The sequence below is a fragment of the Phaeobacter piscinae genome, from assembly GCF_002407245.1.
GTDB classification, from domain to species: Bacteria; Pseudomonadota; Alphaproteobacteria; order Rhodobacterales; family Rhodobacteraceae; genus Phaeobacter; species Phaeobacter piscinae.
Genome location: NZ_CP010681.1, coordinates 3,423,140 through 3,435,522, shown reverse-complemented (window position 1 = coordinate 3,435,522; position 12,383 = coordinate 3,423,140). Strand labels below are relative to the sequence as shown.

Here is a 12,383-nt window from a genome sequence, read left to right as displayed (position 1 = left end):
AGGCCCGATTGCCGGAATGGCAGATCGGGCCTATTTCATTTTTGGTTTTAGGCGAAAGCGCTGGATCAGCTGCCCATCACCAGGGTCCACCAGATCTTGCCGTTGGATTCCTGAAACCAGGAAAAGCCCATCGTGCGCGCTTTGGGGTCCATAATGACAGACCGGGTCGCGGGCTGTTCCATCCAGGCCGTCAATGTCTGCAGCTCGGATTCATAGGTTTCCGAAATCGTCTCGCCAATCATGGTGCCGGTGAAGCCTGCTCGGGCTACACGGTCCAGCGGCGACGAGCCATCGGAGCCAAAATGCCAGGGACGGTTCTGCACGGACATATCGCGTGAATGGGTGGCCGCCGCAGCGGTCAGTTGCGGGTTCAGCTGGACAGTGGGGCGACCTGCCGCCTCGCGGAGGGCATTGACCGAGTCGAGCATCCGCAGCTGTACCTTGTCGGCGTTACGGATCCGGTACACGTTGCCGCCTGTGCTGCCATCAGGAGCAGGGGCACAGGCTGCGACGAGGGTCATCAGCCCGGCGATAAGGATCAGAAATACACGTGTCATACTACACCTTGCTTCATTTGCTGGCTGCTCCAATACCCCGGCTGTGACATAGGCGCAAACCTGTCAGCGGTGAATTGATCATCGCCGGATTGTTTGATTTGCGACTGAGGCATTCGCGCCATAAGATACGGCATAACGAATGCATATCTCCGCAGTTTGGAAAAGTCATGACCCGCAGCCCCTTCGATCCTCTCTCAAGACGGCAGTTTATTGCCGGTTCCGCGTTTGCCGGCGCCTCGCTGGTTGGTGGTGGTGTTGCCAGCACAGGCTGGGCTCAGGATGCAGCGGATACCGTCGCGGAGGGGTTTGACCCCCTGCGCCCACCGCCTGAGCCCGAACCGCCAGTGCAGCGCAATATTTCCGCTTTCCGCTCCAAGGACTGGCGCCCCTATTTCGACAGCCTGCGCAATGGTGCGGTGTTGGTAGACATCGACAGCCGTGCCCTGCATTTTTGGTCCGAGGATCAAAGCGTCTATAAGCTGTTCCCATCTTCGGTACCGCTTTCGGATGATCTGACGCGGCGCGGCCGAACGAAGATCATCCGCAAGGTTGATGGGCCCGGCTGGGCACCGACTCCAAATATGCTTAAACGCAATCCAGAATGGCCGGCCTATATTCCGCCGGGACCAGACAATCCGCTCGGAACCCACGCTTTGTATCTCAGCTGGAAGTATTACCGAATTCACGGAACCCACGACACACGCAAGATCGGACGTAAGTCGTCCAATGGCTGTATCGGCCTTTATAATGAGCATATTTCAGAGCTATTTGGACTGACGAAAGTGGGCACTCAAGTGTTGCTAATTTGACGACATTGGCTCGTTCCGGGGGCCGAATCATGCAACAAGCAATTGCAATGCCGGGATTTTGCTGATTAGAAAAATATCACGAGGTAAGTCTTGGGCGCGTGGTTCAGGTGGACTGAACTGCGCATATTTTTGGAGGTTAACATGAAAAAACTCGTTATCGCTGCTGCTCTGACTGCTGCTGCTTCGACCGCTTCCGCGGGCAACTTGGCTGAGCCGATCGTTGAGGCGCCGGTTATTGTTGAGCAGACCGAAAGCTCCTCCAGCGGCATCCTTCTGCCGCTGCTGCTGCTGGTTGTTGTCGGCGCGGCTGTTGCAAGCAACTAATTGCTTGTCTCAGAACGTTAAGAAAGGCGGTGGATTTCCACCGCCTTTTTTCGTGGCAACTGATGGCATCGGAACAGGCCGATGCCGTCTGCGCGTGACCTAGTTTTCAGACAGCTCTGATAGGATGCGGTCCATTGTTTTCAGGATCATCTCAATCCCCTCTGCATCTATCGTCAGCGGCGGGCGGATTTTCAGGATATTATCGCTTGGGCCTTCGCTGCCGATCAAGATGCGGTGGTCCCGCATCCGGTTTTTGACATAGGCGCAGATCTCGGAGGCCTCTGATCCGTCAGCGCGGATCAGCTCGACCCCGACAAAAAGCCCCATACCCCGAACATCACCGATTGCCTGATGGCGCGACTGCAGGTTACGCAGACCGGTGATCAGATCTGCCCCGCGCTGGCGGGCGTTTTCCTGCAATCCTTCGTCGTCGACAATATTCAACACTTCGTTACCGATGCGGCAGGACAGGGTGGAGCCACCAAAGGTCGAGAAAAACTCCGGCCCCTGGGCAAAGCTATCGGCGATGGCGCGGGTGGTGACGAGGACGCCAAGCGGATGGCCATTGCCAATCGGTTTGCCCAGAACAACGATATCCGGTGCAGCCCCCTGGTGTTCAAAGCCGAAGTAATAATCACCCAAGCGCCCAAGCCCGGTTTGCACCTCATCGGCGATACAAATCCCGCCTGCAGCCCTGATTTTCTCATAGACTGCTGGCAGATACCCCTTGGGCGGGATGATCTGCCCGCCCACCGAGGGGAAGGTTTCGGCGATGAAACCAGCAACACCGTGGCCGCTGGCCTGTAGCTTCGTAATGGCGGGATCAACCAGATCAGCGTATTTCTGCGCACGCTGCGGATCATCACGACGGTAGGTGCCGCGATAGTCATCCGCGACCTCCACCAGCTCAACCCAATCGGAGGGGCCAACCCCGCCCTTGGCATTGAACTTATAGGCCGAGATGTCGATGACACCGGTTGTATTGCCGTGGTAGCCGTGGTCGGGGGTCACCATCCCCTTGGCGTTGGTGTGCGCCCGGGCCAGTCGCAGGGCCAGCTCATTTGCTTCGGTGCCTGAGTTGACGAAGAAGCAGACCTCCAGATGATCCGGCATTTTGGACAGTATTTTGTCAGCAAAAGCAGTCTGTGCCGGATGCAGATAGCGGGTGTTGGAGTTCATCCGTTTCAGCTGGTCGGCTGCGACCGCCTGAATGCGCGGATGGGCATGTCCGACATGCGGGACATTGTTATAGGCGTCCAGATAGGGGCGTCCCCATTCGTCGAACAAATGATGCTTCCAGCCGCGCAACAACATCACCGGGTCGCTGTATGTCAGGCTGAGGTTGCCACCAAAATGAGCACGCCGCCCGGCCAGAACCGTTGCTCTATCGGTTGGTTGATAGCTCACTTGAGCGGCAGGCAGGTTCAGGAGTGGCGCCGGATTGGGGCAGAGCGCGGTCCAGAGTGCGAGGTCGTCCGGGTCCGCAACCCCGGGCCAGTCAGCTTCGATGCCTTCTGTTGACAGGGCAAGCTGGAAATGAACATGCGGCGCCCATCCCCCGTTTTGGTCAGCCGTGCCGAGCTTGCAAAATGGTGCGCCCTTGGCGATTTTGTCGCCAACAGACAGACGCGTGCAGCACTCCGGATCAAGGTGGCCATAGAGCGTATAAAACGCGTCGCCGCTATCTGTGTGGTGTTTCAGGATTACAACACCACCGTAGTCCAGGTGATTGGCGCGATCCTCAACAACCAGCACTTCCCCTGCCAATGGGGCATGAAGCGGTTGTCCGGCGGGGGCGAAAACATCCACCGCTAGATGCACGGTCCGGCGATCGCTGGCTTTATACTCGCCCTTGCGGAAGGCTGGCGCAGTGTAGATCAGACGGGGCTCGCCGTAGTAGCCAAGCCACCAATCGCGGCCATCCTCGCCGGAAAACTCACGTCCAACCTCCGCGGCCTCGGCCAGTGGCATGTCAAACGGGTTCTGCGGCCAAGTGGACTCTTCGACAGAGAGGGATCCCATTGGCAGATCCGCCAGATCCCGCCCCATCAGGGGGGCGAAATCAGCTGAATGTGTCTCTAAATAGGCCAATACGCGGTCTGCACCATCGACAACCGTCAGGCCGCAGGTTGCCCGCAGCCGCGCTGTGATCAGGGCGGGATGTTCACTCGGCTGGTCCAGAAACCGCCACGCCGGTTCTTGCGATATTGTCACATAGGGATCATCAGGATTGTCTTGAGCCTCCAACGTGGAGTTGACGACACTGACGGCCAGCCGCATCCGCAGCAGCGGCCAGAGAAGACCCAGTTCTTCTGTCGTTAGCGGGGTTATAGCGTGATATCCCGACACCAGCGCCGCAAGCGCCCCCTGCGGTTGGGGGTGGTCAAGCACGATATAGGCAGCCGCAATGGCGAGATCACAGATCCGCGGTGCGGCACACATATCGCCAAGGTCAATCAGGCCGCTGACGGCGCGTGGCTCCGACAGTGCACCAGTGACCAGAATGTTGTAGTCATTTGCATCATTGTGGATCGCTTGTTTTGGCAGAGCATTGAGCCGCGGTTTCAGGGATGCAAAATCGGCGCAGATCTCCGCAATCACTTGCTGCCTGCGGCTATCCGTGATGCAGGTTATGTCATCCTTGATCCAGTCTGCGGTCATCAAATCCCATTTGAAGCTACGCTCCAAGGCGGGATGCGCAAATTCTTTGAGCGCGTGGGTGGTTCCGGCAAGGGTCGCGCCGACCTCGCGAATCAGATCTGCGGATTTTGGCGCGCTTTTGGCATAGCAGCGGCCGGGCAGCAGGGTTTGCACCCACACCAGCCGGTTTTCGCCGGTATCATCCTGGAGACTGAGGCACAGCTCTCCGGTGGTTGCCGCAACGATGCGGGGGACCGGCAGACCAGGATCAGTTTTGTGGATATGCGCCAGTGCCGCGATTTGCATATCGACAAGATCGGAGGCACAGCCGGGGCGCATGGCTTTCAGGATATAGCCCCGGCCGTCAGACGTAAGTGCGCGATAGTTAAGGTCATATTCTCCGTCCAACCGGGACAATTCGGCACGGATGCCCCAGTGGTCGTGCAGGACGGCGGCCCAGTGATCTTCGGCCAAACGGATTGCGGTCATGAAATGCCCCTGTTCAAAACTCCCAAGCCCCGTTGGCCGGGGCGTTTGGGCTATTTGGACCGGGGCGTGGCGATTAGTCCAGCCACCCTTTCAAATTGCGTTCGATCACACCAGACAGCGCGTCGATATGCTCTGCATCGTCGTTCAGACAGGGGATATAGAGAAAATCCTCTCCGCCTGCATGCTCAAAGCTCTCGCGGATTTCCTCGTTGATTTCTTCAAGCGTTTCAATGCAATCGGCCGAGAAGGCCGGGGCGATCACGGCGATATTCTTCTTCCCATCCTTGGCGAGAGTGGCGACGTGATCCACGGTGTAGGGTTTCAGCCATTCCTCAGGTCCAAAAACCGATTGGAACGTGGTTGTGATCTCGGTGTCGGTCCAGCCGAGACGCTCCTTCAGAAGGCGTGTCGTTTTCTGGCACTGGCAGTGGTAAGGGTCACCCTGCATCAGATAGCGTTTTGGCATGCCGTGATAGGAAACCACGAGGATTTCGGGCTTTTTCTCAGCGGCGGCATAGGCCTTCTCGACTGAGCGGGCCAGCGCGTCGATATAGGCAGGATCGTCAAAGTAGGGGGCCACTGTGCGCGCAGCCGGCTGCCAGGTCTCCTCCATCAGGGCGCGGAAAAACTGGTCATTGGCAGTTGCTGAGGTGGCGCCCGCGTATTGCGGATAGAGCGGCACGAAGAGGATTTTCTGGCAGCCCGCCTCAATCATTTCGCGGACCTTCGATTTTGTCGACGGATTGCCGTAGCGCATACAGAAATCCACCATAACCTCGTTGCCGTAGCGGTCTTGCAACGCTTCCGCCATAGCAGCGGTCTGGTCTTTGGTAATGGTCATCAGGGGGCTTTCGCCCTTGTCGTGGTTCCAGATGGATTTATAGGCCGCCCCCGATGTGAAGGGCCGTTTGGCCAGAATGATCAGCTGAAGCAGCGGCTGCCATTTCCAGGCCGGATAATCGATCACCCGTTTATCAGAGAGAAACTCGCTAAGATACCGGCGCATGGGCCAGTAACTGTAGTCGTCAGGCGTGCCGAGATTGGCCAACAGAACGCCAACTTTCGCCGGGGCGATTTTTGGGTGGTCTGCCGGAGCGTGAGCGGGGCAGGTGGCGGGGGCAGTGGCGTCCAGCATCTGTCAGGGTCCTGTGCGGTAATCGGTCAGCGGATCGTGGTCCGCCCTAGCAATATGAAGATACGACGGAAATAGCCAATTGGATCATTCCACCAGAGCCATAGGATAGAACTATGACCGGGACTGTCTACTTGGGCAGCGGTGTTTCTGGCACCTTAAGCGCATCTGCCAGACGAGCCTTCGCCGATCCAGGACGCAGCGGTTTCTGCTGGGTTTCCGATGGCGACCAACCGGTCAAGCAAATCAGTTCGAATGTAGCGGGCAAAAGACCGTCCGCAGTGGCGTAAGTGGTGCGATAGATTTCTTCTGCTTCTGCAAAGAGATGGCGCGAGGGCGGCACCTTCAGTCGTTGGGTCATCGCATTGGTTTCGCCCATGCCACGCAATTCATGCATCAAATGTTGCAGGTCGCGGTATTTTGCCGTCAGCGGCACCACATCCGCAACGGGCAGCGCAAATCCGGCCCGCTGCAACAAGGCGCCCAGATCACGCACCTCGGCCATTGGGGCCACACGTGGGGAAAGCCCGCCAAGAAGCCGTGTTTCGGCGGTTGCCAGGGCGCTGCGCAATTCATGCAGGGTTTGCCCGCCCAGCATCACAACCAGCAGCAACCCATCTTCGCGCAAGGCGCGGTGACATTGGATCAGTTGGCCCACAGGATCATTGGCCCAATGCAGGGACATTGCATGGACCACAAGATCATGTGCGCCCACCGCCAGATCCAAGGTTTCGTCATCGACCACATGTTTCGCATCGGGCAGACAACTCTCCCAGCCTTCGGCGAAAGGCGCCACCAGCGCTGGGCTGGTAAAGCTTCTGTTAACCATGGATAGCCGATCCTCAATCTCATCGCGGGCGATGTCATGCAGGAACAAGGCCTGAGGCGTCAGGCGGTTGCGATGGGCGGCGATGGCGCGGCGGTCGAACAGCTGCGGTCGGGGCGTCGTGGCTTGGGTCATGAGGGCTATTTAGGATGTTGAAGGCGCGGATACAAACGGCTGTTTCATTGATCTACCCCCCGCGTTGTCTGGCCTGCGGAGATTGGGTCGACAGTGATTTCGGACTCTGTGGTCCCTGTTGGCGCGACACCCCTTTCATCAGCGGAACCTGCTGTGACGGTTGCGGCGTTGCACTGATCGGAGAAGAGGACGGCTTCCGGCTTGAGTGTGATGACTGTATGGAACATCCGCGCCCTTGGCAGCAGGGGCGCGCGGCATTGTCTTACGACGGCACCGCGCGGCGTTTGATTCTGGCGTTGAAGCACGGAGACCGCACAGAAATAGCACGGCCTGCGGCGCGCTGGCTGGCGCGGGCCGCAACTACCTTATTGGCAGATAATCCGCTGGTGGCGCCGGTGCCGTTGCATTGGTCGCGGTTTTTGCGCCGTCGCTACAATCAGTCTGACCTATTGGCCAAGGTCATAGCCCAAGACGCCGACCTGGATTATTGTCCGGATCTGTTGCGTCGGACACGGCGTACCCCGTCGCTGGAGGGGCAGAGTCGCCATCAGCGCTACACGACATTGACGCAGGCGATAGCTGCGCATCCCAAACATGCCGAGCGGATCAGTGGCAGAATTGTCCTGTTGGTGGATGATGTGATGACCAGCGGCGCGACGCTCAGCGCGTGTAGCGAGGCCTGTCTTGACGCCGGGGCGACGGCGGTGCGTGTCGCGGTGCTTGCACGGGTCACGCACTCGTGATCTGAACGCGCTGGGGCTGGCAATTTTATCATGGACTGCCCAAGTTCGTGCCAAGCCAACAGATATGTCCAAACGGAGACCCGAATGAAACCGGTCGAAATCTACACATCCCCGCTTTGCGGGTTCTGCCATGCCGCCAAACGCCTTCTGACGCAAAAAGGTGTAAGCTTTGACGAAATCGACGTTTTGGCAAACCCGGACCGCAAAGCTGAAATGATTGAGCGTGCCAATGGCGGACGCACAGTGCCGCAGATTTTCGTGGGTGAGACCCATGTGGGCGGATGCGACGATCTTTATGCGCTGGACCGCTCCGGGAAGTTGGATCCGCTGCTCGCCGCCTGAATTGCGGTACATAAAGTGACAGCCTGAGGAGGTGACAGATGCGTGCTGCTCTGCTTCAAATGACGTCAAGCGACCAACCCGCCGATAATCTGGCGATGGTGCAGCAGATGATCGCCGACGCTGTCGCGGGCGGCGCGGGGTTTGTGCTGACACCGGAGGTGACCAATTGCCTGTCCGGCAACCGCAGTCATCAGCAATCCGTCCTGCATCACGAGGCTGATGATCCGACATTGTCGGCCTTACGGGACACGGCGTCGCAGCATGAAATCTGGCTGTCGCTGGGGTCACTGGCGCTGAAGACGACGGACGCAGATGGGCGCTTTGCCAATCGCCAGTTTTTGATTGATCCGAAGGGTGAGATTGTCGCCCGCTATGACAAGATCCACATGTTCGACGTGGATGTCACGCCTGAGGAAACCTACCGCGAATCCGATGGATACCGCCCCGGCCACGAAGCGGTGGTTGCAGAAACCCCTTTTGCCGCGTTGGGGATGACCATCTGCTATGATGTGCGCTTTCCCTATCTGCATCGGCGACTGGCCAAGGCGGGGGCGCAGGTTCTCTTGGCGCCTGCGGCGTTTTCCCATGTCACAGGCGCCGCTCATTGGCACGCCTTGTTACAGGCGCGGGCCATCGAAACCGGCTGCTACGTGCTGGCTGCGGCACAGACTGGCACGCATCCGGCCACCCGTGGGCCGTCACGTCGCACCTATGGGCATTCGCTTGTTGTTTCGCCCTGGGGGGAGATCCTTGCAGATGGTGGCACGGATATCGGCATCACCTACATTGATCTTGACCTTGAAAAAGTGGCACAAGCGCGCCGACAGGTGCCTTCCCTGTCGCATGACCGAGAGTTTGACGGCCCCTGATGGATGATACAAATTCCCTTGCGGTTTCGCTGTTTAGCGAAATTTTGATGGCAGATCAGCTGGCGCGAACACGGCTGGGACAGGTGCTGCCCAAGGGAATGGAGCTGTCGCATTTTTCCGTATTGAACCATCTGGCACGTACAGGCGTGGAGCGCTCCCCCGCGCAGCTGGCGAAGGCGTTTCATGTGACCCGCGGCGCGATGACCAACACGCTGGGCAAGCTGGAGGCTGCCGGGTATGTCCACATTCGCCCTGATTGGGATGATGCGCGGCGTAAAATGGTTGCCATCAGCCCGGCCGGGCGGCAGGCACGCGATGCGGCGCTGGCGAGCATTGTGCCGATGATTTCCGAAGTGGTTGAGGAACTGGGCGGTGACCGGGTCAAATCTGCGCTGCCAATTCTGCGAGAATTTCGCATCAAACTGGGCAGTCGTGACTGAACAGAGGTATTTGCGCTGAGCTTAGCTCCCTCACAACGGAAAAGGACGCCTGCGAACAGACGTCCTTGGTGCCCCCGTCAGGCTGGTCCGTGAGTGGTACGCTTAACGACAGGGCGACCCGGAACAAGGGCCTCTGTGCATTCACTCGGTGACAGGTCAGAACTTTTTGACCCTTAAGAACAATCTACCACGGGCAGCCTATTGGCCCAACGGCGCAGAAGGATGATCACCTATCCTTAAGTATAGGTGCAGCTGGTTTTCGGTGCGTATCAGTGTGGTTTTGTGCTTGCAGTGACGTAATTGACGCTGAGATCACGGTTCGAAAGGGACCATGTCCAAAATACTGGGTTGAAGACAAATCCCTTGCGATCGACCGGCGTCAGTCCAGCCTTTTCCAGCAGGTCGAATAGCTCATCTGGGGTGATGAACTTCGACCATTCATGGGTGCCGCGTGGTAGCCAGCGCATCACCACTTCTGCACCAAAGATGGCCATGGCATAGCTCTTGGGATTGCGGTTGATGGTTGAGCAAATCTGCAATCCGCCGGGTTTCAGCAATTGCCGTGTGGCAGTCAGATAGCTGAGCGGATCGGCCACATGTTCGACCACTTCCATGTTGAGAACCACATCGAATTGTTCGCCCGCCTCGGCCAGTGCCTCAGCTGTGGTATGACGATAGTCGATATCCAGCCCGGATTGCTGGGCGTGGACCTGCGCCACCGGGATATTGCCCGCTGCGGCATCCGCACCGACGACCTCTGCGCCCAAGCGCGCCATGGGTTCGCTCAAAAGACCACCGCCACACCCGATATCAAGCAGACGCAGACCTGAAAATGGCGCATCTGACGACAGGTCACGGTCGAATTCTGCTGCGATCTGCTGCGTGATGTAATCAAGGCGACAGGGGTTCAACATATGCAGAGGCTTGAATTTTCCGGTCGGATCCCACCATTCAGCAGCCATGGCTTCGAATTTTGCGATCTCGGACGGATCTACCGTGGATTGAGGCGCTTGCATTCCTGTCTCCGTGTGTTCTTTTATCAGTCAGGACTAAGTTAGGTCAGTAATGGACAAATACCCGTATCAAAAGCGCGCAGTGCAGTATTTATACCCGCCCATCGAACCCTTCGACCAACGTATGATCGATGTTGGGCAGGGGCACCATATCTATATGGAGCAAAGCGGCAATCCGGATGGCATCCCTGTGGTGGTCTGTCACGGGGGGCCGGGTGGCGGATCCAGCCCGGCGATGCGACGGTATTTTGATCCGGAGCGTTACAGGATTATCCTGTTCGATCAGCGGGGGTGCGGGCGGTCGCGGCCACATGCCTCCTGCGAGGACAATACCACCTGGCATCTGGTTGCGGATATGGAAATCATCCGACGCCTGATCGGAGTGTCGCAATGGATGGTGTTCGGTGGCAGCTGGGGGGCGACGCTGTCGCTGATCTATGCCCAGACCCATCCAGAGAGAGTGCGCCAGCTGATCCTGCGCGGCGTTTTCCTGATGACCAAGTCGGAACTGGACTGGTTCTACGGAGGCGGCGCCGGTCGGTTCTGGCCGGAAACCTGGTCGCGATTTGTCTCGCTGATCCCGGACGATGAGCGCAGCGACCTGATCGCGGCCTATAACCGGCGGTTGTTTTCGGGCGATATGGCAGAGGAGATACGTTTCGGGCGGGCTTGGTCCGCTTGGGAAAATGCTCTGGCCTCTATCCACTCCAACGGCGTCTCAGGAGAAAGCCCCGGCGACTACGCCCGTGCCTTTGCCCGGTTGGAGAATCACTACTTCATCAACGGCGGCTTTCTCGACTACGACGGCCAGATCTTCGCCAATATGAGCCGCATATCGCATATTCCAGGCATCATCGTGCAGGGGCGGTATGATATGATCTGCCCGCCAACCTCGGCCTGGCGATTGAAGGAGCTGTGGCCAAATGCAGAGTTGAAGATGGTACGCAATGCCGGCCATGCTCTGTCGGAACCGGGAATCAGCGCGGAACTGGTGCGCGCGATGGACCAGATTGCCGAGGAGCAGGAGCCATGACACGGATCGACAGACGTGCGCTGTTTACATCGGGGGCCGCCGCAGCCTTGCTGGCTGCCACCGGTGCGGCGCTTGCGGATGCCCCGCGGCCGGGCGGAATTCTGCGATTGGCTGTGCCGCGGGATGGTGATCTGATGGATCATGTGGCTCGTGGTGCTGTCTTTGATACGTTGACGGAAATTGGCCCGGATGGGTCATTGCGCCCTGAGCTGGCCACACGGTGGAGCAGCAGCCCGGATGCGCGGATCTGGCGATTTGATATCCGGTCCGATGTGGCATTTCATAGCGGGGCGCAGCTGCAAGCCCAGGATGTGGCCGCCAGCCTGCGCAACAGCGTTGTTGAGGCTGGTCATGTGGCGCGGGTTGAGGTGCTTTCCAAGGAGAGTATTCAGATTGCGCTGGGCGCCTCGAATCCGCATCTGCCTTATCTGTTGGCGGATGGCCGCTTTTCCATCGCTGCGGGGGGTGAGGTTTCATGCGATCTCTCTGCCGCAGATGGCACCGGATGCTACCGGGTGGAACGCGCGCGCGCTGGGCGTGATTTTCGGGCGACGCGGGTGATGGATCACTATAAATCCGGTCAGGCAGGTTGGGTCGACACGGTCGAGCTGATTGTGATTCCGGATGCAGAGGTTCGGGCAGAGGCCTTGCGGGAAGGCTACGTTGATGTTGCGGCCTTACCTGCGCCCGATGGGGTGTTGTCGCACGGCAGTTTTCACTACCATCCGTCGGCGAGCGATATGGCGCTGGCGGCGCGCCGGGATGTCGGCCTTCCCCGCAGGATCGGCGCCCGCTCAGCGCTGGATGATGGCCGTATCGCTGAACGCTGGTGGCGCGTCTGATCGGTGAATTTGCGATGTCTGGCTTGCGGGCCGCCTGGCGCCTGACAGGCGACTGGGATCTGCCCCTTGCAGTTTGACCTGATACGGCGTATATGCCTGTCGTAACAGCGGCGCGTCGGGTTTACCCCTCAGCTCCACCGGAAAATTCAACGGGCCGCGCGCCCGTTTTTTTGTGCCCGAATCACAGAT

At 58.6% G+C, this 12,383-nt stretch carries 13 protein-coding genes; 8 read left to right on the top strand and 5 right to left on the bottom strand.

All coding sequences use genetic code 11. From position 1 onward, the window contains the following. Nucleotides 1-65: 65 nt before the first annotated feature. The gene (gene dalA / locus phaeop14_RS16290; protein WP_040175164.1) at nucleotides 66-557 is read right to left on the bottom strand and encodes a divisome-associated lipoprotein DalA; all 492 of its coding nucleotides are present in this window, start codon (nucleotides 555-557) and stop codon (nucleotides 66-68) included. Between the two features lie 167 nt (nucleotides 558-724). Between dalA and phaeop14_RS16285 the strand changes: the two genes are divergently transcribed. Beyond that, nucleotides 725-1,366 (top strand): L,D-transpeptidase, encoded by a 642-nt coding sequence (locus phaeop14_RS16285; RefSeq protein ID WP_040175167.1) that lies wholly within the window; start codon nucleotides 725-727, stop codon nucleotides 1,364-1,366. A 141-nt stretch (nucleotides 1,367-1,507) separates the two neighbouring features. Further along, on the top strand, nucleotides 1,508-1,690 hold the full coding sequence (locus phaeop14_RS16280; RefSeq protein WP_014876361.1) for a hypothetical protein: 183 nt from the start codon (nucleotides 1,508-1,510) through the stop codon (nucleotides 1,688-1,690). 99 nt (nucleotides 1,691-1,789) lie between these two features. Here phaeop14_RS16280 and phaeop14_RS16275 read toward each other — a convergent pair whose 3' ends face one another. The 3 genes from phaeop14_RS16275 to phaeop14_RS16265 form a co-directional block, all read right to left on the bottom strand. Next, nucleotides 1,790-4,819 (bottom strand): aminotransferase class III-fold pyridoxal phosphate-dependent enzyme, encoded by a 3,030-nt coding sequence (locus phaeop14_RS16275; protein WP_096790118.1) that lies wholly within the window; start codon nucleotides 4,817-4,819, stop codon nucleotides 1,790-1,792. Nucleotides 4,820-4,892: 73 nt separating this feature from the next. Continuing rightward, the gene (gene hemH / locus phaeop14_RS16270; RefSeq protein WP_040175172.1) at nucleotides 4,893-5,954 is read right to left on the bottom strand and encodes a ferrochelatase; all 1,062 of its coding nucleotides are present in this window, start codon (nucleotides 5,952-5,954) and stop codon (nucleotides 4,893-4,895) included. Nucleotides 5,955-6,081: 127 nt separating this feature from the next. After that, nucleotides 6,082-6,912, bottom strand: a complete 831-nt coding sequence (locus tag phaeop14_RS16265; RefSeq protein WP_096790117.1) for a methyltransferase domain-containing protein — start codon at nucleotides 6,910-6,912, stop codon at nucleotides 6,082-6,084. A 14-nt stretch (nucleotides 6,913-6,926) separates the two neighbouring features. Between phaeop14_RS16265 and phaeop14_RS16260 the strand changes: the two genes are divergently transcribed. The 4 genes from phaeop14_RS16260 to phaeop14_RS16245 all read left to right on the top strand — a co-directional run bounded on the left by phaeop14_RS16260 (nucleotide 6,927) and on the right by phaeop14_RS16245 (nucleotide 9,306). Beyond that, entirely contained in the window at nucleotides 6,927-7,655 is a 729-nt protein-coding gene (locus phaeop14_RS16260; RefSeq protein WP_096790116.1) for a ComF family protein, read from the top strand. An 84-nt stretch (nucleotides 7,656-7,739) separates the two neighbouring features. After that, nucleotides 7,740-7,997, top strand: coding sequence for a glutaredoxin 3 (grxC, locus tag phaeop14_RS16255; RefSeq protein ID WP_014881502.1), 258 nt, complete (start codon nucleotides 7,740-7,742; stop codon nucleotides 7,995-7,997). Between the two features lie 38 nt (nucleotides 7,998-8,035). After that, nucleotides 8,036-8,866: a carbon-nitrogen hydrolase family protein gene (locus phaeop14_RS16250; protein ID WP_096790115.1), complete on the top strand. Its 831-nt coding sequence runs from the start codon at nucleotides 8,036-8,038 to the stop codon at nucleotides 8,864-8,866. Next, nucleotides 8,866-9,306, top strand: a complete 441-nt coding sequence (locus tag phaeop14_RS16245) for a MarR family winged helix-turn-helix transcriptional regulator (RefSeq protein WP_027248348.1) — start codon at nucleotides 8,866-8,868, stop codon at nucleotides 9,304-9,306. The genes phaeop14_RS16250 and phaeop14_RS16245 overlap by 1 nt, the downstream gene beginning before the upstream one ends. A gap of 269 nt (nucleotides 9,307-9,575) precedes the next feature. Here phaeop14_RS16245 and ubiG read toward each other — a convergent pair whose 3' ends face one another. Further along, nucleotides 9,576-10,322, bottom strand: a complete 747-nt coding sequence (gene ubiG / locus phaeop14_RS16240) for a bifunctional 2-polyprenyl-6-hydroxyphenol methylase/3-demethylubiquinol 3-O-methyltransferase UbiG (RefSeq protein WP_040175183.1) — start codon at nucleotides 10,320-10,322, stop codon at nucleotides 9,576-9,578. A gap of 49 nt (nucleotides 10,323-10,371) precedes the next feature. On the opposite strand from ubiG, the gene pip reads away from it, so the two are divergent. Both pip and phaeop14_RS16230 read left to right on the top strand, forming a co-directional pair. Further along, complete coding sequence (pip, locus tag phaeop14_RS16235) at nucleotides 10,372-11,352, top strand: prolyl aminopeptidase (protein ID WP_040175187.1); 981 nt, start codon at nucleotides 10,372-10,374, stop codon at nucleotides 11,350-11,352. Then, nucleotides 11,349-12,194, top strand: a complete 846-nt coding sequence (locus phaeop14_RS16230; RefSeq protein WP_096790114.1) for an ABC transporter substrate-binding protein — start codon at nucleotides 11,349-11,351, stop codon at nucleotides 12,192-12,194. Before pip ends, phaeop14_RS16230 begins: the two co-directional genes overlap by 4 nt. Nucleotides 12,195-12,383: the final 189 nt, after the last annotated feature.